This window comes from Paeniglutamicibacter sp. MACA_103 (assembly GCF_045798555.1).
In the GTDB taxonomy this organism is placed as follows: domain Bacteria; phylum Actinomycetota; class Actinomycetes; order Actinomycetales; family Micrococcaceae; genus Paeniglutamicibacter.
Genome location: NZ_JBIXLN010000019.1, coordinates 1 through 22954, shown reverse-complemented (window position 1 = coordinate 22954; position 22954 = coordinate 1). Strand labels below are relative to the sequence as shown.

General features: G+C 64.5%; 17 protein-coding genes. 7 read left to right on the top strand and 10 right to left on the bottom strand.

Annotated features, from left to right (window positions below; genetic code table 11):
- Window positions 1–12: 12 nt before the first annotated feature.
- Together ACIPVK_RS10720 and ACIPVK_RS10715 are read right to left on the bottom strand one after the other, a co-directional pair.
- Window positions 13–999 carry an AAA family ATPase gene (locus tag ACIPVK_RS10720; RefSeq protein WP_407611964.1) on the bottom strand — a complete coding sequence of 329 codons (987 nt, stop codon included), beginning with the start codon at window positions 997–999 and terminating at the stop codon, window positions 13–15.
- A 5-nt stretch (window positions 1000–1004) separates the two neighbouring features.
- Window positions 1005–1844 (bottom strand): IclR family transcriptional regulator, encoded by an 840-nt coding sequence (locus ACIPVK_RS10715; protein ID WP_407611963.1) that lies wholly within the window; start codon window positions 1842–1844, stop codon window positions 1005–1007.
- Between the two features lie 191 nt (window positions 1845–2035).
- Between ACIPVK_RS10715 and xsc the strand changes: the two genes are divergently transcribed.
- Both xsc and ACIPVK_RS10705 read left to right on the top strand, forming a co-directional pair.
- Complete coding sequence (gene xsc / locus ACIPVK_RS10710; protein ID WP_407611962.1) at window positions 2036–3841, top strand: sulfoacetaldehyde acetyltransferase; 1806 nt, start codon at window positions 2036–2038, stop codon at window positions 3839–3841.
- A gap of 191 nt (window positions 3842–4032) precedes the next feature.
- Entirely contained in the window at window positions 4033–5370 is a 1338-nt protein-coding gene (locus ACIPVK_RS10705) for an NAD(P)/FAD-dependent oxidoreductase (protein WP_407611961.1), read from the top strand.
- A 78-nt stretch (window positions 5371–5448) separates the two neighbouring features.
- Here ACIPVK_RS10705 and ACIPVK_RS10700 read toward each other — a convergent pair whose 3' ends face one another.
- The 3 genes from ACIPVK_RS10700 to ACIPVK_RS10690 form a co-directional block, all read right to left on the bottom strand.
- A complete protein-coding gene (locus tag ACIPVK_RS10700; RefSeq protein ID WP_407611960.1) occupies window positions 5449–7917 on the bottom strand; it encodes a TOTE conflict system archaeo-eukaryotic primase domain-containing protein in 2469 nt (822 codons plus the stop codon).
- Window positions 7918–7978: 61 nt separating this feature from the next.
- Window positions 7979–9769, bottom strand: coding sequence for a flavin-containing monooxygenase (locus tag ACIPVK_RS10695; protein ID WP_407611959.1), 1791 nt, complete (start codon window positions 9767–9769; stop codon window positions 7979–7981).
- A gap of 97 nt (window positions 9770–9866) precedes the next feature.
- Window positions 9867–11027 carry a GAF domain-containing protein gene (locus ACIPVK_RS10690; protein ID WP_407611958.1) on the bottom strand — a complete coding sequence of 387 codons (1161 nt, stop codon included), beginning with the start codon at window positions 11025–11027 and terminating at the stop codon, window positions 9867–9869.
- Window positions 11028–11190: 163 nt separating this feature from the next.
- Between ACIPVK_RS10690 and ACIPVK_RS10685 the strand changes: the two genes are divergently transcribed.
- Together ACIPVK_RS10685 and lhgO are read left to right on the top strand one after the other, a co-directional pair.
- Window positions 11191–11760 carry a histidine phosphatase family protein gene (locus tag ACIPVK_RS10685; RefSeq protein ID WP_407611957.1) on the top strand — a complete coding sequence of 190 codons (570 nt, stop codon included), beginning with the start codon at window positions 11191–11193 and terminating at the stop codon, window positions 11758–11760.
- A gap of 139 nt (window positions 11761–11899) precedes the next feature.
- A complete protein-coding gene (lhgO, locus tag ACIPVK_RS10680; protein ID WP_407611956.1) occupies window positions 11900–13099 on the top strand; it encodes an L-2-hydroxyglutarate oxidase in 1200 nt (399 codons plus the stop codon).
- Window positions 13100–13192: 93 nt separating this feature from the next.
- Here the strand turns inward: lhgO and ACIPVK_RS10675 are convergent, their stop codons facing one another.
- Window positions 13193–14443 carry a hypothetical protein gene (locus ACIPVK_RS10675; RefSeq protein ID WP_407611955.1) on the bottom strand — a complete coding sequence of 417 codons (1251 nt, stop codon included), beginning with the start codon at window positions 14441–14443 and terminating at the stop codon, window positions 13193–13195.
- 122 nt (window positions 14444–14565) lie between these two features.
- On the bottom strand, window positions 14566–15858 hold the full coding sequence (locus ACIPVK_RS10670) for an exonuclease domain-containing protein (RefSeq protein ID WP_407611954.1): 1293 nt from the start codon (window positions 15856–15858) through the stop codon (window positions 14566–14568).
- 175 nt (window positions 15859–16033) lie between these two features.
- Here ACIPVK_RS10670 and ACIPVK_RS10665 point away from each other — a divergent pair, with 175 nt between their 5' ends.
- Window positions 16034–17293 carry an APC family permease gene (locus ACIPVK_RS10665; RefSeq protein WP_407611953.1) on the top strand — a complete coding sequence of 420 codons (1260 nt, stop codon included), beginning with the start codon at window positions 16034–16036 and terminating at the stop codon, window positions 17291–17293.
- Between the two features lie 151 nt (window positions 17294–17444).
- Here ACIPVK_RS10665 and ACIPVK_RS10660 read toward each other — a convergent pair whose 3' ends face one another.
- The 3 genes from ACIPVK_RS10660 to ACIPVK_RS10650 all read right to left on the bottom strand — a co-directional run bounded on the left by ACIPVK_RS10660 (window position 17445) and on the right by ACIPVK_RS10650 (window position 20556).
- Window positions 17445–19238, bottom strand: a complete 1794-nt coding sequence (locus tag ACIPVK_RS10660; protein WP_407611952.1) for a BCCT family transporter — start codon at window positions 19236–19238, stop codon at window positions 17445–17447.
- Between the two features lie 320 nt (window positions 19239–19558).
- Window positions 19559–20230, bottom strand: coding sequence for a response regulator (locus ACIPVK_RS10655; protein WP_407611951.1), 672 nt, complete (start codon window positions 20228–20230; stop codon window positions 19559–19561).
- The gene (locus ACIPVK_RS10650; protein ID WP_407611950.1) at window positions 20227–20556 is read right to left on the bottom strand and encodes a hypothetical protein; all 330 of its coding nucleotides are present in this window, start codon (window positions 20554–20556) and stop codon (window positions 20227–20229) included. The genes ACIPVK_RS10655 and ACIPVK_RS10650 overlap by 4 nt, the downstream gene beginning before the upstream one ends.
- Window positions 20557–20668: 112 nt before the next feature.
- Here ACIPVK_RS10650 and ACIPVK_RS10645 point away from each other — a divergent pair, with 112 nt between their 5' ends.
- Both ACIPVK_RS10645 and ACIPVK_RS10640 read left to right on the top strand, forming a co-directional pair.
- Window positions 20669–21850, top strand: coding sequence for a sensor histidine kinase (locus ACIPVK_RS10645; RefSeq protein ID WP_407611949.1), 1182 nt, complete (start codon window positions 20669–20671; stop codon window positions 21848–21850).
- A gap of 448 nt (window positions 21851–22298) precedes the next feature.
- Window positions 22299–22922 carry a malonic semialdehyde reductase gene (locus ACIPVK_RS10640; RefSeq protein ID WP_407611948.1) on the top strand — a complete coding sequence of 208 codons (624 nt, stop codon included), beginning with the start codon at window positions 22299–22301 and terminating at the stop codon, window positions 22920–22922.
- Window positions 22923–22954 lie beyond the last annotated feature (32 nt).

Here is a 22954-nt window from a genome sequence, read left to right as displayed (position 1 = left end):
CGGCCGGTGACGTCAGGCCCCGGCCGGAACGAGCGCGTAGGACTCGTCGAGCTCGGTGGCCATGACGCGCTGGTAGTACTCGGAGATGATGAAGCGCTCGGCCTCGTCGCACTTGTTGATGAATGAGAGCCGGAAGGCCAGCGCGGGATCGCGGAAGATGGAGATGTTTTCCGCCCAGGTGATCACGGTCCGCGGGGACATCAGGGTGGAAATGTCCCCGGCGGCAAAGCCGTCGCGGGTGAGGTTGGCGACCTCCACCATGGACCGGATCAGGTCCATTCCGGCCGGTGTCCCGGCCAGCGCGGGGACCCGCGCCGCCACGATGTCGACCTCGTCGACCACCGGCAGGTAGTCCAGGGCCGCGACGATGTTCCAGCGGTCCAGCTGGGCATGGTTCAGGCGCTGCACCCCGTGGTAGAGGCCGTTGAGGTTTCCCAGTCCGACGGTGTTGGCCGTGGCAAAGAGCCGAAAGTGCGGGTGCGGGCGGATGACGCGGTTCTGGTCGGGCAGGGTGAATCCGCCGTCGCGCTCGAGCAGCCGCTGGATCACGAACATGACATCGGGCCGCCCCGCATCGTATTCGTCGAAGACCAGGGCCATGGGCTGGACCATGGCCCAGGGGACCACGCCTTCCTGGAACCTGGTGGCCGGGGCGCCGTCCTGGATCACCACGGTGTCCTTGCCGACCAGGTCCAGGCGGCTGATGTGCCCGTCCAGGTTCACGCGCATCAGCGGCCAGTTCAGCCGGGCGGCGACCTGCTCGATGTGGGTGGACTTTCCGGTGCCGTGCAGTCCCTGGATCATGACCCGGCTGTTGTGGGTGAAGCCGGCGAGGATGGCCAGGGTGACATCCGGGTTGAACCTGTAGGCAGGGTCGACGGCCGGGACATGCTCGGAGGTTTCGGTGAATCGGGGGACCCGCAGGTCGCTGTCGATGCCGAAGGTCTCGCGGACCGGGACCATTTCCTGCTGCGGGAGGGCTGCGGTTTCCTGGTTCATTTGCCTCACCATCCCGCCGCAACCGGCTCGGATTCCGGCGAACCCAAATCGGCGTGGTCTTCAATGCGCGAGATGCTCTCGGCGGCCCGGCGCAGTGCGGGCAGCAACTTGAGCAGGTCCGCCGAGCTCTTGCGCATCATGGGTGCCTGCACCGCGACGCAGAGGTTGGAGCGCCCCGCAGGGTTGGGAACGAGCACGGCAAGGCAGACCAGCCCGTCCAGGTATTCCTGGCGGTCCTCGGCGTAGCCTTCGACCCGGATCCGGGTGAGCTCGGCCTCGATTTCCGCCTTGTCGGTGAGCGTGTGGGCCGTGAAGCGCTGCAGGGGCCCGGTGGCCAGCACGCGTTCGCGCTGCGTGGGCCCGAATTGGGCAAGGATCAGTTTCCCGCTGGCAGAGCAATGGACCGGAACCCTGGAGCCGGGCCCCAAGTGCACGCGAAGGGGCTCATTGGTTTCGACACGGTCGAGGTAGATGACCTCGTTGCCGGACAGCGCGGTGATGTTGCAGCTCTCGCCGATCTCATCGACCAGCCCCCGGAGGATGGCGTGCCGGGTGCCGTGGCGCGTGTCGTTGAGCAGCACGTCCTCGGCCATGCGGCGCATGCGCGAACCTGTTCCGTAGTGCCGGCCGTCGGACTGCCGCGTGAGCAGGTTGGCGCCCTCGAGCTGTTGCAGCATGCGGTGCAGCGTGGGCTTGGGCAGTCCGGTCTGGTCCACCAGCGACTGCAGGGTGAAGAGCTGGTCGCGCGTGGTGATCAGCTCAAGCAGGGCGAAGAGGCGCAGCGCCGGTGTTTCCCCCTGGACAGCGCCCGCGGGCCCGAGATCCGGTTCCGTGAGATTTTCCATGATCGATCCAATCTGCCGATGTGCGAAGTTTCATTAAATCGTATCAGGACGAAGAATAAATGGAATAGGGGCTTGACGGATGTGAGCTGGGTCGCATAGCTTTGACATCAATCCCGTTTTTGGGAGCAGTTTGAATCATTTTTTGAGACTTTGCGTGACTGCGACGTCTTGATCCCCGAAGGAGACTAGTAATGACTGAAAAGGCCACATCCCGCGAGGTCGTCAAGGGCGCGCAGAAGATGACGTCGTCGGAAGCCTTCGTTGAGACGCTGGTGTCCAACGATGTCACCGACATCTTCGGCATCATGGGCTCTGCCTTCATGGACGCCATGGACATCTTCGCCCCGGCCGGCATCCGCCTGGTGCCCGTCGTGCACGAACAGGGCGCCGCCCACATGGCGGATGGCTACGCACGTGCTTCCGGCCGCCACGGCGTGGTCATCGGGCAGAACGGCCCGGGCATCTCCAACTGCGTCACCGGCATCGCCGCAGCCTATTGGGCCCACAGCCCGGTCGTGATCATCACCCCGGAGGCCGGAACCAACACCATCGGCCTGGGCGGTTTCCAGGAGGCCAACCAGCTGCCGATGTTCCAGGAATTCACCAAGTACCAGGGCCATGTCACGCACCCGAACCGCATGGCCGAGTTCACCGCCCGCTGCTTCGACCGCGCGATGAGCGAAAACGGCCCGACCCAGCTGAACATCCCGCGTGACTACTTCTACGGCGAGTCCATCACCGAGATCCCCGCCCCGCGCCGCGTGGACCGCGGCGCCGGAGGCACCAAGTCCCTCGACGAGGCCATCGAGTTGCTCAAGACCGCCAAGAACCCGGTCATTGTCTCCGGCGGCGGCGTGGTCATGGCAGACGGCGTCGAGGAAGCCAAGGCCCTGGCCGAGCGCCTCGGCGCACCGGTGGTCAACAGCTACCAGCACAACGATTCCTTCCCGGCCAGCCACCCGCTTTGGGCAGGTCCGCTGGGTTACCAGGGATCCAAGGCCGGCATGAAGCTGATCTCCCAGGCGGACGTCGTCATCGCGCTGGGCACCCGGCTCGGCCCGTTCGGCACCCTGCCCCAGTACGGCCAGGCCTACTGGCCCACCGAGGCCAAGATCATCCAGATCGATGCGGACCACACCAAGCTCGGACTGGTGAAGAAGATCGCGGTCGGAATCACCGGAGATGCCAAGGCAGTTGCCATTGAACTCTCCAAGCGACTTGAAGGCATCGAACTGGCATCGGATGCGACCAAGGCCGAACGCGCAGCGAACATCAAGGCCGAAAAGGAAGCCTGGGAGCAGGAGCTCTCCGAGTGGACCCACGAGCAGGACGAGTACTCGCTCGACGTGATCGAGGAGGCCAAGGGCGAGGAAGGCAACTGGCTGCACCCGCGCCAGGTACTGCGCGAACTGGAAAAGGCCATGCCGGAGGACGTCATGATCTCCACCGACATCGGCAACATCAACTCCGTTGCGCACAGCTACCTGCGCTTCGAGAAGCCACGCAGCTTCTTCGCGCCAATGTCCTTCGGCAACTGCGGCTACGCACTGCCGACCATGATCGGTGCCAAGGCCGCGGCCCCGCACCGCCCGGCCATCGCCTACGCAGGCGACGGCGCCTGGGCCATGAGCATGGGCGAGGTCCTCACCGCGGTCCGCCACGACCTCCCGGTCACCGCGATCGTCTTCCGCAACCGCCAGTGGGGAGCGGAGAAGAAGAACCAGGTCGAGTTCTACAACCGCCGCTTCATCGCCGGCGAGCTCGACAACGGCGAGTCCTTCGCCGAGATGGCCCGCAGCATGGGTGCCGAGGGCATCGTCGTGGACAAGCTGGAAAACGTCGGGTCGGCACTCAAGGAAGCCCTGAACAACCAGATGGTCGACGGCAAGACCACCGTCATCGAGATCATGTGCACCCGCGAACTGGGCGACCCGTTCCGCCGCGACGCGCTCTCCACCCCGGTCCGCCACCTGGAGAAGTACAAGGACTACGTCTAAACCGCAGCTGGATCCGCACGACCCCCGGTGGCCGGGGGAAGTGCTCCGGAGGGTGGGCACACCCTCCGGCGCACTTCCGGCCACCCCAGACATTGAACCCAGACATTGAACATCGGCAATTCGGCCGGGCACCGCCCGCGGACAGCGACGTCCGCCGGCGGTGCCCGGCAGGCAAGAGAGTGGAGCGTGAAATGAGCACAACGAGTCCGGAACACGTGGTCGTCATCGGTGCGGGCATGGTGGGCCTGTCCACGGCCTGGTACCTGCAGGAGCGCGGGGTCAAGGTCACCGTCCTGGACCGGGACGGCGTGGCCGCCGGTTCCTCCTGGGGCAACGCAGGCTGGCTCACCCCGGCACTGACCCTGCCGCTGAGCGAGCCCTCGGTGCTGACCTACGGGTTGAAGACCATGTTCGACCCGGCCTCCCCGCTCTACATCCCGCTCTCGGCCAAGCCCTCGCTGATCCGGTTCCTGCTGGGCTTTGCCCGGCACTGCACCCCGGGCAAGTGGCGCGAGGCCATGGCGGTCTTCAGCGAGATCGGCGCCACCGGGCTGGACGCCTTCGACGAGATCTCCGAGGGCAGCACCATCAGCAGGATCGGACAGGCGGGCTCCGTCAACGGGTCCGGCGCCCGGGGCAACGACGGGGGCACCGCGACCCTGGGGACCGGCGTCGTGGAACCGACCCGCCCGGCCGAACCCTTCCTGACCGGTTTCAAGAACCTCAAGGACCGTGACGGGCTGCTCCACGAATTCGAGGGCATCCGCGCCGCCGGCGGCGAGGTCGAATTCGACCTGATGAGCGCGGCGGAAATCCGCGACATCGAACCCACCCTGGGCGACGGGGTCAAGGCGGGTGTCGCGATCCACCACCAGCGCTTCATCAACCCGCCCAAGTTCATGGACTCGCTGGCCGACTCGGTAATTGCCCGCGGCGGGGACATCGTCACCGACTTCGAGGTCGCCGACGTCATTGAGCACGCCCACGGCGTCGAGGTCCTCGACGCGCACGGGCGCACCCAGGGTGCCGACGCGGTGGTCATCGCCACCGGGGCCTGGCTGGGCAAGCTCGCGCGGAAGTTCGGCGTCAAGCGCGTGGTCCAGGCCGGGCGCGGCTACTCCTTCACCGTGGTTCCCGAGGTCATGCCGACGCACCCGATCTACTTCCCCGCCCAGCGCGTGGCCTGCACCCCGCTGGGAGACAGGTTCCGGGTGGCCGGGACCATGGAGTTCCGCGACGCCGACCACCCGCTGGAGCCCAAGCGCATCGAGGCCATCGTCGCCGCGGCCTCCCCGCTGTTCACCGGCATCAACTGGGAGGACCGCCAGGAGGAATGGGTCGGCTCCCGGCCCTGCACCACCGACGGACTGCCGCTGATCGGGGCCACCCGATCCTCGCGCGTGCATGTCGCCGGCGGACACGGCATGTGGGGAGTGGCCCTGGGGCCGCTGACCGGCAAGATGCTTGCCGCCTCGATCACCGGGGAATCGACCCCGGCGGTCATGCGGCACTTCAACCCGTTGCGCTAGGTCGCCGCCCGGCGCAACGACGACGGCGGCGTGGCCTCCCAACCCTTGGTGACGGGGACGGGCGGCCACGCCGCCTACCTATTGAACGCGGGTGTCGGAGCCGGGCGCGGGGGAGAACCCCAGGTCCCGGTACCCGCCGGCGCGCTTGTCGTAGGCGCGGGCGATCACCGGGGTGAGCACATCGACGTAGTCGTGCACCACTGCGGTGGCCTTGCCCGGGTACGGGCGGGTGACCCGGCCGGCGTACTGGACGAGCCGTCCCTTGAAGGAAACCGGAGCGGCCAGGAAGAGCGTGTCCAGGCGCGGGCAGTCGAAGCCCTCGCCGATCAGCGACCCGGTGCCCAGCACCAGCAGCGGTTCGTCCTCCGGGGCGGAGTTGATCCGCTCCATCGCGGCCCGCCGCTCGGAGGTCTTCAGCGATCCCGTGAGCTCGATCGGGTCGAGCCCGGCACCGCGCAACTCCTCGGCGATCAGCTGCAGGTGGCGCTTCCAGGTCGAGAGCACCAGGATCTGCCGGCCCTGTCCGTGCGCCGCGACGACGTCGCCAACGACCTGGGCCAGCCGGGCACGGTCCTCGACGAGGATCTTGTAAATCTGTGCAATGCCGCCGGGCTCGCTCGGGTCGATGTCCCCGTCGTAGTCGAACGCCGTGTCGTGCCGGCGCAGCTGCAGGGCAGGAGCGGGGAACTCGGCGGCGGATTGCGGCAGTTCGCCGTGGCGGGCCGCGGCGAACTCGTGGGTGAAGGTGCCCAGCTGGTGGAAGATCAGCTCCTCCAGCCCGTCGCGCCGGTAGGGCGTGGCGGTGAGCCCGAGCCAGGAACGGGCCGGGACCTGGTTCATGACCTGGCTGAACGCGGCCGCCGGCACGTGGTGGCATTCATCGACGACCACGAACCCGTAGCCGGCGGTCAGTTCGGCAACATTCTTGCGCCGGGCCAGCGTGGGCAGCAGGGCAACATCGATGCGGCCGGTGGTCTTGGACTTCCCGCCCCCGATTTGCCCGGATTTCTCGCCCAGGAAGGTGAGGATCTCGCCGCGCCATTGGTCGGCCAGCGCCTTGCGGTCGACCAGCACCAGCGTGGACACGCCCTTGGCCGCGATCAGCGCACAGGCCATGACGGTCTTGCCGCTGCCCGGTGCGGCGACCAGCACCGAGTGGGTGCGGGCCGCCAGCGCATTGAACGCCCGCTGCTGCTCGGGGTGCAGGGCCGCGGTGAAGGCGAAGTCGGCCGCTTCCCCGGGCGCCCGGCTGTCGGTGAGCCTGAGCTTGCTGCCGGCGGTTTGAACGAGTTCCTCCAGCCGGGGCAGCAGCCCGCGGGGCAGGATGAGGTCGCCGGCCAGGGTTTCGTCGTAGCTGGTGAGGAAGCGGGGGATGCCCCAGGTGGAGCGCCGCTGGCGCTGGCGTTCGTAGAAGTCGGGGTTGGGCAGGGCCGCCGCGTGCTTCAGCGCGGTGACCATGGCCGGGCCCAGGTCGGTGGCGCGCAGGGTGATGCGTGCGGCGATCGAGGCGTTGACGATCGGGGCGGGTCGCGGGGAGATCTTGGAGGAGGCGGGGACCTCCAGGCGGGTCTTGCGCCCGGTGACCGGTGCCGGCAGGACCCGCAGCAATGATTTCAGTTCCCCGGGGCTCACCCGCCCGAGGCCCGAGAGGTACGCCCACTGGTCCTCGTAGGGCTCCAAGGTCGCGGTGTCCAGGAAGAGCGTGGTGCCGTGCTTGCGGCGCCTACCCGAGAGCGGGGCGGCGATCAGGTTGCCCATGCCCTTGCCGGTGTGCCGGTCCTGGGAGGGGAAGAGCCGGTCGTAGCTGCGCAGCGACATCGAGCCCCTGATGCCCATGGCCTCGTGCAGTAGCGAGCTGGCCAGGGAGCGCGCGGACTCGGCGGGGACCTCCTGTGCGAAGAAGATCCACACGTGCGCCCCGCGCCCGGACTGGGAGACCTCCAGGGCGGCGGGGATGCCGCGGTAGCGCGCGGCCTTGAGATAGGCCAGCGCATCGAGCATCGCGGCGTCCCCGTCGAAGTCCGCGGCCACGAAGTGGCAGGTGTCCCGCGCGGTCAACGGGTAGAGGCCGATGTGCTGGGTGCCCCGCAGGTGGCCCTCGACCTCGGCCGGGGTGAGCCTGGTGTAGTTCGTGTTGTCCCGGTCCATCCACTTGCGCCAGCCCCCGGGAACCGCCGGTACCCAGCCGGCCTTTCCCTCCGCCGCGTTTTCCCAGCGCAGCGCAAAGACATCGGTTCGGGCGCGGAACAGGTCCATGTAGAGCCGGATCTTCTCGGCCTCCGGGGAGCTGGCCGTCACCGGGCCCGAGGGGCGCAGCGCGGGCTCGGCCTGGGAGGGGGCCGCGGCCCGGGCCTCCGCGGTGCCCAGGGACAAGAGCCTGCGCAGCCGCGCGTTGTCGATGCGCAGCGCCTCGAGCTCGCGTTGGACGGCGCCGGCGTCGGCAGGGGCATCGGCGGGGGCGCGGGTGCCGGCCGGTGCCGGGGGCTGGACCGATGCCTCGTCCAGCGGCAGCTGGGGCTGGTCCGGATCGTGGCGGGTGGGACTCACAACACCATTGTGCCCCGCAGCCCCGACGATCACGGGGCTGCGGGGCACCATGGGCGCCGGATCAGGAGCTGTGGTGTGTCTCGGCCAGCGCATAGACGGGGGTGTCGATGCCCTCGAAGCGTGCCTTGAGCTGCAGCGCCAGGTACTTGGAGTAGTGCCTCGACTGGTGCAGGTTCCCGCCGTGGAACCACAGGTTTTCCTGCCGGGTCGGCTTCCACATGTTGCGCAGCTCGCCCTGCCACGGTCCCGGGTCCTTGGTGGTGTCCGAGCCCAGGCCCCAGCACTTGCCCACCGCATCGGCGACGTCCTGGGAGATGAGCTTGGCGGCCCAGCCGTTCATGGAGCCGTAGCCGGTGGCATAGACCACCGCGTCGGCCGGCAGCACCGTGCCGTCGTCGAGCACCACCGAGTCCTCGGTCAGCCGCGCCACATCTCCGTGGGCCAGGGCGATCGACCCGTCGGCCACCAGTTCGGAGGCGCCGATGTTGATGTAGTAGCCCGAGCCGCGACGCAGGTACTTCAGGAACAGCCCGGAGTCGTCGTCGCCGAAGTCCAGGTCGAAGCCGGCATCGGCTAGCCCCTGATAGAAGTCCGCATCGTCCGCGCGGATCTTCTCGAACGCCGGGCGGTGGAATTCGGGCAGGACCTTGTAGGGGATGGAGGCGAAGATCAAGTCCGCGGTCTCGTGGTCGATGCCGTTGGCCAGCGCCTCCTCGGAGTACAGCGGCCCGAGCACGGTGTTCATCAGCGACTCCGAACGCACGATGTGGGTGCTGGAGCGTTGCACCATGACCGGCTTGGCGCCGTTCTGGTAGAGGTCCGCGCAGATGTCGTGGGCGGAGTTGTTGGCGCCGACGACCACCACGTTCTTGCCCCGGTAGGCCTCGCCGCCCGGGTGGGTCGAGGAGTGGTTCTGTTCCCCGCCGAACACCTCCTGGCCCTCGAAAGAGGGGATGTTGGGGATCCCGGACATGCCGGTGGCGATCACCACGTGCGCGGGGGCCAGGGTGAGTTCTTGGCCCTCGCGGACGATCTGGACGCTCCAGGTTCCGGTGTCCGGGTCGTGGACGGCGGAGGTGGCCTCGGTATTGGACCAGTAGTCCAGTTCCATCAGCCGGGTGTAGCTTTCGAGCCAGTCGCCCATCTTGTCCTTGGGGGTGAACACCGGCCAGTGGTCGGGGAACGGGATGTAGGGCATGTGGTCGTACCAGACCGGGTCGTGCAGGGCCAGCGAGTGGTAGCGCGAACGCCATTGGTCGCCCGGGCGCGGGTGCTTGTCGATGACCAGGGCGGGGACGCCCAGGCGCTTGAGCCGGGCGCCGAGACCGATGCCGCCCTGCCCGCCGCCGATGACCAGCACGTAGGGCTGCTCGGTGATGCCGAATTCCGCCGCGCGCCGGTTGCGCCGATCCAGCCAGTTCTCGCTTGACATCTCCGACCCGTGGTCGGCCCCGCGTTCGCGCAGCGCCCCGGCCGGTTCCGGGAACTCGCGCAGCCCCTGCGCGGTGGACAGCAGCGTCCAGCACTTTCCGTCGCGCAGCCGCAGCAGCCCCTTGCCGTCGATGGATTTGTTGGTGAAGGTGTACCAGGCCTCAATCACGCCGTCGCCCTCGGTGGCCGAGACCACGGCGAGGTCCCGCGGCCAGGCGTCGGGACCGACCCCGTCCAGCATGTCCTTGATTTCCCCGCGGCCCTCGGAGGTATGCAGGTTCCAGGTCAGCGCTGACAGGTCCCGCCAGTAGGATTCCTCGCCGAAGAGGGCCGCCGCCGCCTCGGTGTTGCCCGTCTTCAGTGCATGTTCCAGCTCGCCGAGCCATTGCCCTGCCGCGGTGCTGGCATTCTCTTCGGTCATGTCCGTCTCCTTCGAAAGCATGTTGCGATGGAGACGATGCTATGAGCTGCGTCACAGTGTTGCGAGCGTTGCAAAAGGTTGCAATGCCTGCCCGGCCTCAGAGGCGGAAGGTCGCCGGCAGGCCCAAGCGGTAGGGCCGGGACTCGATCAGCCCGCCGAGCCTGGCGCGCAGCCGGGAGAGCTCGGCGCGCACCGTGACGGTGGTGGTGATGCCGGGAAGCCGCTCCATGAGATCGTGGGCGTCCAGGCCGGCGGGGTTGGCCACCAGCAGCGCCAGGATCTCGCCGTGCCGCTCGCTGAGACGGATCTCGGTCCGCTGCCCGTCCTGGACGACGACGGCGACCGGCACCGGGGCAAGGGCCAGTTCCAGCCGGGCGTCCGACTCGCGGTTGCCGCCGTGCAGCAGCCAACCCCCGGGAACCTCTTCGGCCACGACCGCCCCGAGCTCGGGCAGCCAGGCGCCGCCGGCGGACAAGGTACCGGGCAGCCGCAGGCGGGTTCCCACGCCGAATCCCGCCGAATGCGCCACCCAGCCCTGCGCATCGACCAGCACATGGCGGCCGGCCGGGGCCGCAACCGACCCGGCCAGCAAATGCAGCTCGCGGTGGTGCCGTTCGGCAAGCAGGCCGGAGGCCTCCCGGGCCGTGGCGCTGACCAATGCCAGGGTGTGCGGATGCGCGGTGCGGTAGGACCCGGAGAGCGTGATGGCGCCAAGCACCTGGCCGGTGCGTTCCTCGATGATCGGGGCGCTGGTGCACACCCACGTATGTTGTTCCTCGCGGGCGTGCTCGGGGCCGAAGATCTGCACCGGGGTGCGTTCGGCCATGGCGGCACCCAGCCCGTTGGTGCCGACGTCGGTTTCACGCCAGCGGGCCCCGGCGACAAATCCGATATCCTCGCTGCGCCGGCGAATGGGGGAGGGGCCCGCAACCCAGAGCACGTAGCCCTCGTCATCGCTGATGACCAGCTCGTTGCCGGCATCCGCGGCCAGTTGCAGCAGGCGGTCCTCGAGCATCGGCACCAGGCCGGAAAGCACCGCGGCACGTTCCCTGCGGTCGGCAATGTCCCCGATGCCCAACGGCCGGATGGCGGGGTTCTTCAGCGACTGCCGTTGCCACGAACGGGCCACCACGGGACGCACCGGCGCGGGGATGGTCTCGGTGCTGGCCCACGCCCGGAACAGGGGCACCAGCGACCGCGCCTTGGCCGTCGGATCCTCGACTGCCGACAGTGCGGCTTCCAGCCGATTCACGCCCATGTGTCCCACCTCTCAACCCTTAGAAGGATCGCACGGAACCCGGCTCTTGGACAGTGGCCGCCACACGCGGTGCCGCTTATGGACGCACAAACGGTGGCAGGGGCTCTTCCGCAAGAGGAGTAACAAGTAGGCGGTCCGGGCACGGAAGCACGAGAATGGAGGAATGAAACTAGGATTCATTCGCCATGGACAGACCAACTGGAACGCCGAAGGCCGCCTGCAGGGCTCCAGCGACATCCCGCTCAACGACGTGGGACGCCAACAGGCCCGCGACGCCGTGGCGGTGCTTGGCGCAGGCTCGTGGGACGCGATCGTCAGCTCCCCGCTGTCCCGGGCGCGTGAAACGGCGGAGATCATCGCCGCCGGCCTGGGCATAGAGCTGGGACGCAGCTACGACGCGCTCATCGAGCGAGATTACGGCCAGGCCGAGGGCATGCGGGACGAGGAATGGGAAAAGCTGTGGCCCAACAAGGACGGCGGCGGAATAGAACTCCTGGATTCGGTGGTGGCTCGCGGCCGCGCCGCCATCGAACAGATATCCGCGGATTTTCCGGGGAAGAACGTTGCTGTCGTCTGCCACGGAACGATCATCCGCTACACCCTTTCCGCGCTCGCCGGAGTCCAATTCGACAGCATCCTCAATGGCTCCGTCTCCCTGACCGACAACGCTGACGGCCCGTGGGCGGTTCGCAGCGTCAACGGGGAAACGATTGGATCACCGCTCGCCCAGTAACCGCCGCGTCCCCGCCGGAGGCCGGCCTTGCCGTGGACTCGTTCCCTGATCGCCGTGGTCATCCGAACGGTGACATGAGACGATTCGATGATGAGGGCCAGGGAGAAAAACGTGGAACCATCGGCAATCGGCCACATCGATGACTGAACGAATTGGGATCGTCGGTGCCGGCATCGTCGGCCTCGCCATTGCGCAGGCTCTGGTGCGCACCGGGAATTTTGACGTCACGGTCCTTGAAAAGGAAGCGCGCGTGGCCACGCACCAAACCGGTCGCAACTCCGGGGTCGTGCATGCCGGACTGTACTACCGGCCAGGCTCGCTCAAGGCCGAACTCTGTGCCAGGGGACGTGCCCAGATTCGTGAGTACTGCATGGAACACTCCCTCCCGTATCGAGAATCCGGAAAGCTTGTCGTTGCCTTGAACGCGGACGAAGTGCCTCGTCTCGACGAAATCGAGCGCCGCTCCCGACTCAATGCCGTGCCCGGCCTGGCCCGCGTATCCATGGCGCGGCTACGCGAAATCGAACCGCATGCAGCGGGAGTGGCAGCGCTGCATTCCCCGCATACCGCCGTGGTCGACTATGCGGCCATTGCCGAAACGATGGCCAACGAAATCCGGAAAGCCGGCGGCAGGGTGCTGCTGAACCAGGAGGTCACTGCGGTGCAAACGGCCGCCGGAGCGTGCCTGGTGTCGACCGCCGGAACCACCCACTCCTTTGACCGGTTGGTGGTCTGCGCCGGCCTGCACTCCGATAAGTTTGCCAAGTTTGTCGGCGCCTCGGACTCGCCGAGGATCCTGCCGTTTCGGGGCGAATACTGGTCCTTGGCCCCCGAACGAGCGGAACTGGTCAGGGGCATGATCTACCCCGTTCCGGATCCTGCCTTTCCGTTCCTCGGCGTCCATTTCACCCGGGGAGTGTATGACGAGGTCCATGTGGGGCCCAACGCCGTGCCTGCCTTGGCCCGCGAGGGATACACCTGGGGCAAGGTTTCGGTCCGGGACACCTGGGAATCGCTGCGGTGGCCCGGCGCGGGCCGGCTGGCCAGAGACCACTGGAGAATGGGCGGGAAGGAAATCGCGGCCTCGATTTTCAAGCCCTTGTATTTCAAGGCGGCCCAGGCATTCATCCCGGAGCTGCTGCTCTCGGACCTGACGCACAAGAGCACCGCTGGCGTCCGCGCCCAGGCCTGGGCCAGGGACGGGTCCTTGCTTGATGATTTTGCCGTAGACCAGGTCGGCCCGGTCACCGTGCTGCGCAATGCCCCGTCGCCGGCAGCAACCTCCTCGATGGCGATTGCCGAGCACGTGTTGTCCAGGTATCTGGGTATCCGGTCCTAGTCCTTCGGCCCTCGAGAACGTTTCACGGGAAACACCGGCAAACCGGGCCACCTGCGGAACCCCGAAATGTTCGAAGGTCGGCAGTCGGGACGGTCAGGGCCACGACGTGGGATTCCCCGTGAAATCAGGATCCTCGTCGTTGGGGTCCTTGAAGATGTACTCGACCTCGGATGCGTTCGCGAGCTCCAGAACCAACGGCTTGCACAATACCGGCGGGATCGTAAGCTTTGCATCGATTCTCACGAGCCCTTCATCGCGCAACTGCTCCAGGTTTTGCCAGGCAACTTCGATGGTGTCGGGGGTTCCCCGCGGATCGAAGTCGTCCAGGCCGCGGATCGGGTGCTTGAGCACCTCGACACTGATCGGCTCGACGGCCGCTTCCAACAGGAAATAGCGGGTCAGATAGCCCAACTCCGGGACCATGCGGAGGTCGTCTATTTCCACCGATACGGCTCGGTACATCTGCTGCGCGACGCGGCGGACAACATTGACGAGATTTGCCGCAGGATCCTCGAGGAGATCAATGGTCTCCTTGCTCGGGTAGGCACGCGTGGCACTCAACTCGATGAGTCCCGCACCCACCAGTGCATCCCAATACAAGCCCAGCCGGGCGACATTCCGTGCGGTCTTGAACCGGACCGGCCCGTTCTTGGACGGTCCACCTATGGGTGTCAGCGAGTCGTCATAAACGGCAAGGACGTCCAGGGCTGCCGCTGCCTCTTGAACATGTTTCCGGTTCAAGATCTTCGCACCGGTTATTTCACGCTTCGGGCCGAACCATTGCAAGAACGACTGCACTCTGCTGGCGATCGCCAAGTCCGTAATCCCCGCAATGGCTTCTTCTTGGGAGAGCCGCGGGACCCTGATCAACACCTTTTGTAGTTCGGGGATCGCCGAATAGGCTGGTTCGAACTTGGGGAAGTTGAAGCAGCTGAAGTAGGTTTCGACGCGCTGGAATTCCTCGTGGGTGCCGGTCCATGTTCCCGTCGTGTGCAGGAACTCAAGGTAGGCTCCCAGGACGTGGGTCATTTCCAGGAATTCGTTGGCTTTCTTGCCAAACATCAAGTCATCGAGCGTTGCCGCAAAGGCCGGAAGGTTCAGGAAAGTGATTTCGCGGCTGCTGTTGACGCGCGCATAGTGTTCCAGGAAGGCGACGATCCTCGCGCGCAGCTCGGAACCGTGGGTATCGAAGCGGCGTTCCTCGCACCATTCATCAAACGCCGGGAGGACGCGCGGTAGTTCGCGGCGGATCCGCAGCTCGTCGATGCTCACAACTGACTGATCGGCCGTGTCGCCAGGTGACGGGTCGACCTTGTTGGCTGGTTTCGGATCTTTGGGTGACATCGTTATTCCGCACGGTTTGAGCCTCTTGGAAGTGCCTGCAACCAAGACACCGCCGCTGATGACTTGAGCATACTAGCGAGCCAAGATCGATTGTACAGTTGGCCGATATTTCTGAAGCGCCGTCAGTTCTCCGGCGTATGGAGAAGGCGGTTCCAGAGGTAATCCTCGCCGACGACCGGAATGCCGTAGGAGCGTGCCTTTCGTGCCTTGCCCGAGAGACTGTCCGGATCGGCCGCCACGAGAAGTTTGACCTTTTTCGTTACGGCTCCGTGCGGCCTGAACCCTGCTGTCTTCAGCTCGGCCTCGATGGCACCGCGCGGCCTGCTCATGTCTCCGGTCAGCACGATGAGATCGCCGGGTTCCAGGAACTCTGTTGTGGCGGCTCCCGTTCCCGGATCCTGCGGTGCCGTTTCCTGTCTCGCTCGCGACGCCGCCTCGAGCTGTTCGGCAGGGATGCAAAGCAGCTCCGCGATGGTTGTCAGATCTTTGAGTTCTTCATCGGTGAGAACGCCATCCGACCATGCAACATCCGACACCGAAGCGAAGTACCGCGCGTGCAACTCCCGTACCGTGTTTTGGCTGATACCCAGTTCATCGGCCATAGCAATCAGGGCTGACTGTTCGTGGGCGGAGAGGTATCGGTCTAGCAGTGCGCGGTCAAGCAGCGCCAGGTAGTCCTGATGTTCGGCGGGCCCGGAGAGCTCCGGCAGCCGGACCACAATCCGATCAACGAAGTGTGTCTCCTTGGAATCCGCGGATGAGCGAAGTGCAGGGGTGAGAAGTGCAGGAGGCGGGGAAGGTCGCCACGTTGTTGCCGCGGCCTCCGTGAGCAGGTAGTCCCAGTCGCCAAGATCGGGATCAAGCTCCATGTATCGGGCAAGGAGCACCGCTGCGGCCTCGGCGTCATCCCCGGCGCTGTGGGCATGCCGCAGCTCGATGCTGAATGAATCGCAGCAATCCTGCAGGGAACGCCCGGCACCGGGCAAATATTCGTGCGCCATCTGCATGGTGCATAGTCCGCGCGGAAGATAGAAATCGGGCAGTGCCAGTCCTGCACGATGGAATTCGGCGCCGAGGAATCGGGCGTCAAAGCCAAGATTGTGTGCGACGACGATGGTTCCGGAAAATCGCCATTCAAGTTCCTGCGCGATGTCGCCGAAGCGCGGCGCATCAAGGATGTCCTTGGCGCGAATCCCATGGATCGATTGCTTGCCCAGATCACGCTCCGGGTTGATCAACGTTTCCCATCGATCCAGGACCGTGCCGGACCGGTCCAACGTAATGACCGCAATCTCTGCAATGCGGTCGTGGTTGCCCGGGAAAAGTCCCGTGGTTTCCGTGTCGATTACTGCGAAATGTCCCAACGCCATCTGATTCCCCGAATCTTGCCCGTTTTCAACGATCGCTTCTGACACTATGCGAACCACCCCTGGATCGGGCGAAGGACAGCGACGCGTTGTGGACGATCCCCTTGCCATCGAATTCGCCTGGTTCGTGGAGCGTTCCGAGGACCCGGCGGGCGTGCTTTGCGCGCGTCCCGTGATGTTGCTGCGATGCCAATCGTTAACCTCGATGTAGTAACAGTTGAGAATGCGCAGCCTGAGTGGAGAAGAAGTGAGTCCAAGCCTTCAACGTCGATTGGGGACCAAAGACGCCGTCATGATCGGGCTCGGTGCCATGATTGGCGCCGGGATCTTTTCCGCGTTCACACCCGCGGCCTCCGCCGCCGGTTCAGCGCTTTTGGTGTCCCTGGTCTTGGCTGCCGCCCTGGCCTATGCCAACGCACGCTCCAGCGCCCAGCTCGCGGCACGCTATCCGACCTCCGGCGGCACCTATGCCTACGGACGCGAGGTCCTCGGTCCGTGGCCGGGCTTCATCGCCGGCTGGGGTTTCGTGGTCGGCAAGACGGCCTCGGCCGCGGCCATGGCGCTGACCTTCGCCACCTATACGGTTCCCGACGCCTGGGTGAAGCCCGTTGCCGCCTTGGCGGTGGTGTTGCTCGTTGGAGTCAACTACTTGGGGGTCACACGAACCGCGGCCGCTGCAAGAATCATTGTCACCGCGGTGTTGGCGCTCCTGGCCGTGGTCCTCGTAGTGATCCTGTCCGGCACCGGCGTGGCACCGACCTACGCTGCGGGACACGGCGCAGGCCCCCTAGGGGTTCTGCAGGGTGCGGGACTGCTGTTCTTCGCCTTTGCCGGATACGCGCGCATCGCGACCTTGGGTGAGGAGGTGCGCAACCCGACCAAGAGTATTCCCCGTGCCATCGGGATCGGTCTTGGCATCGTCGTGGTGCTGTACACCGCGGTCGCACTGGTGCTCCTTGGCGTGTTGGGTGCCGGCGGCATTGCGCAGAGTCCCAAGCCGTTGGCTACCGCACTGGGGGAATCCTGGGCCCTGCCGCTGGTACAGATCGCTGCGTCCTTGGCATCCCTGGGGGCGTTGCTTGCATTGATCGCAGGCATCGGACGCACCGCCATGGCCATGGCGCGGGAACACGACCTGCCCCATCCCTTGGCTTCCATCCACCCGCGGTTTTCCACGCCGCACCGCGCCGAGCTGGCAGTCGGAGTCGCGGTGGTTTTGCTGATCATGCTCTTCGACCTGCGAACGGCCATCGGATTTTCCTCGTTCGGGGTGCTGGTCTACTACCTGATCGCCAACATCTCGGCCGTCAAGCAGCCGCGGAGCGAGCGCCTCAGCCCCGTTTGGCTGGGTGTCGCGGGGTCCATCGGCTGCGCCGTGCTCGTCGCTACGCTTCCGCCCAATGCCGTCATCGGCGGACTGGCCATGTTTGCCGTGGGTCTCGGGTACCGCGCCATCCGGTTGCGCGTCGGTTCTGACGGCTGACCTGTGCGCGCAGCGCTGTAGGCCGGGGCCTTGGCAGGAGCGCGACGGGGAGACCTTGGATCTACGTGGCCTGGCCTGAAACGCATTCGAGGCGTTGGGTTTCCCTCCGTGGATGGGAGCCCAACACCTCGAATTTGCCAAGCCTCGTCGTCTAGCTGGTGGAAGCGGGCGGCTGATCGGGGTGCTTGCCGTTGCCCTCGGCGTAGGCCTCTGGCGCGCCTAGGCCGCGGGAAGCCTCTGAGCGGACCCTGCCGGCAGCCGCCGGTACATGGCCTCGGCGCGCGAGCGGAACAGCCCGTCGCAACCGTGCAGTGAAGTTCTGCAGGTTGATCAGCTGCGAGTCCTCGTTTGGCGCTTCGACTTCCAAACCGTAGAAATCGCCGATGTGGTCAACGAAGGCCATCCGCCGGGCTTTTTCGTAGACTTTCACTTCACGTGAGAATGCCCGATACGTCGCCCAACAGATCATGATCAGGACGATGCTGAAAGGCAGGGCAATAATGATTGCTGCGGTCTTGAGCGCCTCAAGGCCACCGGAGAGCAGGAGGGAAGCAGCCAGGAGGGAAGTCGCCAGCGTGAAGAATATGCGGATCCAGTTCTTGGGTTCCACGTCTCCGCCGGTGGCAATCATGCCCATGACCAATGCACCCGAGTCGGCAGAGGTGACAAAGAAGATGACAATCATGATGATCGCACCCACCGTGAGTACGGAGCCGGCTGGCAATTGGTCGAGCATGGCGAACAGGGCGCCCTCGGTGTCAATCGAACGGTCCGGTGCGATGAGATTCCCGGTGCCCTCCAGTTGTCCGTGCAAGGCGATCCCGCCCAGGACAGCGAACCAGAGCATCGTGACAACCGTCGGCACCAGAATGACGCCGGCAACGAACTGGCGCACCGTGCGGCCCCGCGAAATCCTGGCAATGAAGATTCCCACGAACGGGGCCCAGGAAATCCACCAGCCCCAGTAGAACGTGGTCCACGTGCCTTGCCAGATCTCGCCCTCGGCGCCGGTGAAGGCGCTGACGTTGAAGGACATCGCCAGGAAGTTCTGCAGGTAGTTGCCGACCGACTGCACGAAGTTTCGCAGTAGGAACTGGGTGGGGCCAACTATCAATAGGAAGACAACCATCACACCGGCCAGGATCAGGTTGGTGTTTGAAAGCCATTTCATGCCCTTGCCGACGCCGGAAAGCACGGAGAAGAGCACCAATGCGGTGACCACCGCAATGATGACGAGATCGACGAACTGGGAGGCCTCGATCAGTCCGGCACTTTGCAGGCCTGCGCTGATCTGCAAGACCCCCAATCCCAACGAGGTCGCCACGCCGAAGATCGTTCCAACCAGTGCGACCACGTCAATGAGGTTTCCGAGTCCGCCGTGAACCTTGCGGCCCAGCAACGGTTCGAGGGTCCATCGGATCGAGATGGGTCGCCCGCGTCGGTGAATTGCGTAGGCGAGTGCCAACCCGATAACCACGTAGATTGACCAGGCATGGACGCCCCAGTGGAGGAACGTTTGGGCCTGTGCCTGTTGGGCGAGCTCGGCAGGAGAACCCGAGGCGCCCGGCTTGGGTGAGGCGAAATGGCTCAGCGGCTCGGAGACGCCGTAGAAGACCAGCCCGATGCCCATGCCGGCGGCAAAGAGCAGCGAAAACCAGGAACCGAGGGAGAACTCCGGTTCGTCGTCATCCTTGCCGAGCTTGATTTCGCCAAATTTGCCAAATCCCAGCCAGAGGCTGAACACCACGAAACCCGTGGCGATGAGAACGTAGTACCAGTTGAAGTAACCGATGATCTTCGACTGGATGGAGGCGAAAAGCGCCTCGGCTGTGCCTGGCATGGTCATTGCAAACGTGGCAAAAACAATGATGATGATGGCTGCGGGCCAGAAAACCCATCGGTGAACGCGGGGTTTTGCGCTCGCCTTCGTCAGTTCAGTTGTCATTTTTCGAGCCTATGCGACAGGCGGGGGCAATCAGCAAGAAAGGTGGTTATTCCCACCTAATTTGCAAATAATTGTCGATCCGTGAAATTGACAAAAATTTAGTAAGACTTACAAGTTTTTCGACATATGGAATCGTTGCCAACCATGGTCCATACAGCAAGATGCCCGCTGAACTATCCCGGGAACACTTGCCCCGTGCGACAATGACACGTTCAGTAGGGCAGGACCATTGCCGGGGAAGAACAGGCATCGGACGGGGTTCGCACTGTCGGTGGCTCAGCGCGGACGTGGCATCGCGTCTAGGATCCCTGGCCCGGCGGCTAATCCATGTGTAGTTCGACGAGCCCGTACTGCGCAGCACGGATCAAGGTCTGGACCCTGTCCCGGACGCCAAATTTGGCCATGACGCGGCTCAGGTGGGCCTTGACGGTGGCTTCGGAAACGTGCAACTCGGCAGCAATTTCCGGATTGTTGCGCCCGCGAGCGAGCAGTTGCAGGACTTCCAATTCTCGCTCGGACAAGGGCATGGGGCTTTGCCGGCTGGTGCTGCTCGGCTTGACGTCGTAGCCATTTCGGACGGCGCGGATGAGGTCCTGAGACACCGACGGCGAAATGGCGGCGCTTCCGTCGTGCACGGCCCGAATGGCGGCCAGGATTTCAGTGGGCTCGGCGTCCTTGACCAGGTACCCGGCCGCCCCCGCACGCAGGGCCGGGACCAGGTATTCCTCCGAGGAGAATGCGGTTATGGCGAGCACGCCAATATCCGGGTAATTCGTGATGATGATTTCGGTTGCCTCAACCCCGTCCATGCGCGGCATCTGCATGTCCATGAGGATGACGTCAGGGCTGTTGCCCGCGCAGAAATCCACGGCTTCGATGCCGTTTGTCGCTTCTCCAAGCCACTGGAACCCCGGGGCTGCTTCAAGAATGATTTTGAGGGCTTGGCGCATGAGGGGTTCATTATCAACCACAAGAACTTGGATATCGGTCACGGTTCTGAGTCTAGTGAACTTCGGACATAACGACGTTGTGACTGGCCAAGTATAAAAAATTCATCTAAAAGTACCTGTTGACTTAATGAAATAGATGCAAGAATGGGCAACATGACTCGTAAAACTCGTATCCTCGCTGCTGTAACCATGTCCGTTGCCTTGTTGGTGCCGGCCGCCATGCCTGCCCAGGCTGCCGCGGTTCCCGGTTCGCTGTCCCAGGGCAGCTCATTGCCAGTTGCTTCGCCTGCTGGTGCTTCCGATGCATTCAATGACTGGCTGTGCCGATACTTCGGTGCATCCTGCCCTAGGTAGGAATGAGGACTCATAGGAATGGGTCCTCATTTGGGTGAGAATGGAGCGGTGAACCGATTCGTTTCTGCCCCTGATGCAACTAGTGAGCAATCTTCCTCCACATTGGGGAGGAAGATTCTCCTGGTTGTGAGCGGTATCGTCGTCTTGTTGCTGGTTACAGACATTGTGAGTCTGGTCAGCGAATCCGACCCCGTTAAGTTTCAAGTTCGCGCGACCGAAGTCATGGTCAACGCGACTTTCGCCCTTGCGCTCGGACTCCTTTGGGTTCGAACCCAATATGCGGTCATTGTTTCCATTGCGGCCATGACATTGACGGCCTTCACGGGCGCCTATATGTTCGCTCTCCTGATCGTTCCCCTTCTGGTGGGCATAGTTACGCTGACGGAAACCCGTAAGTTTTCGTTTCGCTACCTATGCATTACGGGCCTTTGGCCGATCCTGATCGTCGTTGTCAGGTCCTACGACGTGGGCTTCTTGATCATCATCATTCCTTTGGTCGTGGCTGCTTACTTCGTCGCCGTATTTGCGCGGAATTTCCAAGAGCAGCGAGCGGCCGACAAGAAACGCATTGAAGAGCTTCGCCGCAAGCAACGTGAGGCCGTCGAGGCCGAGCGGAAGGCAATCGCCAGGGACCTGCACGATATCGTCGCTCACGACATCACCGTGATTTCCATGCAGGCCAAGGCCGCCGGTTTTTCCGGCGATCCGGCCGTTGCCCAGGCCGCGCTCAAGGTCATCGGAGCCACCTCGAAGGAAGCTCTCCAAGACCTGCGTGTCATGCTCAATGTGCTGAGATCCGACGGTCCGACGACACGTGTGGACGGCTCGCTCGTCGATCCCGCGGAGAATGCGGCCAGCAGCCTGGAAATTCTCATCGGTGTTGAGATCTTTGCGGAGAGATTGGTTGACCTCGGCCATCCGACCAAGACCATGGCCGATCCGAAGCTATCCGGCTTGCCCCAGTCCGCCCAGGCCGCCCTGTACCGGGTCCTGCAGGAATCCACGACGAACATCGTCAAGCACGCCGAGCGGGATGCGCCATGCCGCATTGAGGCCCTTGTGGTCGGTGACAGGGTGTGGTTGGAAATCGCCAATAAGCTGCCCCGCCGCGTCATGGACCAAGGGTTTGACGGTGGAGGGCATAGCTCCGGGATCGTGGGCATGTCCGACCGCATGGCGGCCTTCGGGGGAACCCTTTCGGCCAAGCGCGTCCGTGGCGACTGGGTGGTGCGGGCAGAGCTGCCGGCAGCCATTATTGACGGGACCAATAGGTCTCCCGAGGAAGCCGTTGAGACCTCGGATTTTTAGTGAGGTTACCTCACCAAGTATGGTCAAAGGTCTAATGTGGAGCACCTGCCATCGTGGATACAGTAGGTAGTACATCGGCCGCATAGCCGATTGATGAGTTCTCGGAGCGTTTTGCGAGTGGCGTTTCAAGAACTCATTTCCAGCACGCCGGACGACGCCAGCCCCGCAGACCAAGCCCCCAAGTTGGTCAGCATCAGGAATCGCGTCAAATGCTTTCCCCCAAGGAGCATTTGATAATTAAGGTTCCGCGGTCGCTACTACCCCAAGAGTAGCCACCATCGGTGTCGTCGGGCGTGCTGATGTTTAACCATGTAAATGCCCCGTTTACGGACTTCCCGGACCATGTCCGGTGATGCAGCTCACGGGGGTTCAGGGAATGCGGCCGGCTGCTGCGGTGGTTCTGCTCTAGTAGGAAGTCACCCATGAGCCGCAAGGAGCAGACCCGCACATGAGCGTTGAAACCGCCTCGACCGTGTATGAGCAGCTGTCGATCGATGCAGATACCGCCGACAAGCTTTTCCTTGAAGCACGGACTGCAAACACCTTCTCCGACGAGACCGTCACCGACGAAACCCTGGAAGCCATCTACGAGCTCACCAAAATGGGTCCGACGATGATGAACAACCAGCCTTTGCGCATCACCTGGGTCAAGAGCGCCGAGGCCCGCGAGGCCGTCGTCGCCCAGATGATGGAGGGGAACCGTCCCAAGTCCTTGGCCGCCCCCGCGCTTGCGGTCCTGAGCTACGACGCCGATTGGCACGAGCAGTTCCCGGTGTTCTTTCCCCACGCCGCGGAACGCAAGGCAATGTTTGACGAGGACGCCGCCATGCGTGCCGAGGTCGCCAAGAACAACGCCTGGATGCAGGCGGGCTACTTCATCATGGCCGTCCGCGCCGCCGGCCTGCATGCCGGGCCCATGGGCGGCTTCAACGCCGCCGGCGTGGACACCGTCATCAACGCCGGCACCGCCAACCACGCATTCCTGATCGTCAACGTGGGAACACCGGGCGAGAACCCCTGGTTCGACCGCCTGCCACGCCTCGACATCGAGTTGGCAACCAGCAGCATCTAAGTGCTGTCCTGCCCGGACAGCAAAAAACCGTC

Coding starts and splice junctions, on each gene's coding strand:
- ACIPVK_RS10690 (WP_407611958.1), bottom strand. CDS start 11,027: ATGGGCGTGAATCGGCTGGAAGCCGCACTGTCGGCAGTCGAGGATCCG.
- ACIPVK_RS10675 (WP_407611955.1), bottom strand. CDS start 14,443: ATGTCACCCAAAGATCCGAAACCAGCCAACAAGGTCGACCCGTCACCT.
- lhgO (WP_407611956.1), top strand. CDS start 11,900: ATGACTGAACGAATTGGGATCGTCGGTGCCGGCATCGTCGGCCTCGCC.
- ACIPVK_RS10685 (WP_407611957.1), top strand. CDS start 11,191: ATGAAACTAGGATTCATTCGCCATGGACAGACCAACTGGAACGCCGAA.
- ACIPVK_RS10660 (WP_407611952.1), bottom strand. CDS start 19,238: ATGACAACTGAACTGACGAAGGCGAGCGCAAAACCCCGCGTTCACCGA.
- ACIPVK_RS10640 (WP_407611948.1), top strand. CDS start 22,299: ATGAGCGTTGAAACCGCCTCGACCGTGTATGAGCAGCTGTCGATCGAT.
- xsc (WP_407611962.1), top strand. CDS start 2,036: ATGACTGAAAAGGCCACATCCCGCGAGGTCGTCAAGGGCGCGCAGAAG.
- ACIPVK_RS10720 (WP_407611964.1), bottom strand. CDS start 999: ATGAACCAGGAAACCGCAGCCCTCCCGCAGCAGGAAATGGTCCCGGTC.
- ACIPVK_RS10705 (WP_407611961.1), top strand. CDS start 4,033: ATGAGCACAACGAGTCCGGAACACGTGGTCGTCATCGGTGCGGGCATG.
- ACIPVK_RS10715 (WP_407611963.1), bottom strand. CDS start 1,844: ATGGAAAATCTCACGGAACCGGATCTCGGGCCCGCGGGCGCTGTCCAG.
- ACIPVK_RS10695 (WP_407611959.1), bottom strand. CDS start 9,769: ATGACCGAAGAGAATGCCAGCACCGCGGCAGGGCAATGGCTCGGCGAG.
- ACIPVK_RS10665 (WP_407611953.1), top strand. CDS start 16,034: ATGCGCAGCCTGAGTGGAGAAGAAGTGAGTCCAAGCCTTCAACGTCGA.
- ACIPVK_RS10650 (WP_407611950.1), bottom strand. CDS start 20,556: ATGAGTCCTCATTCCTACCTAGGGCAGGATGCACCGAAGTATCGGCAC.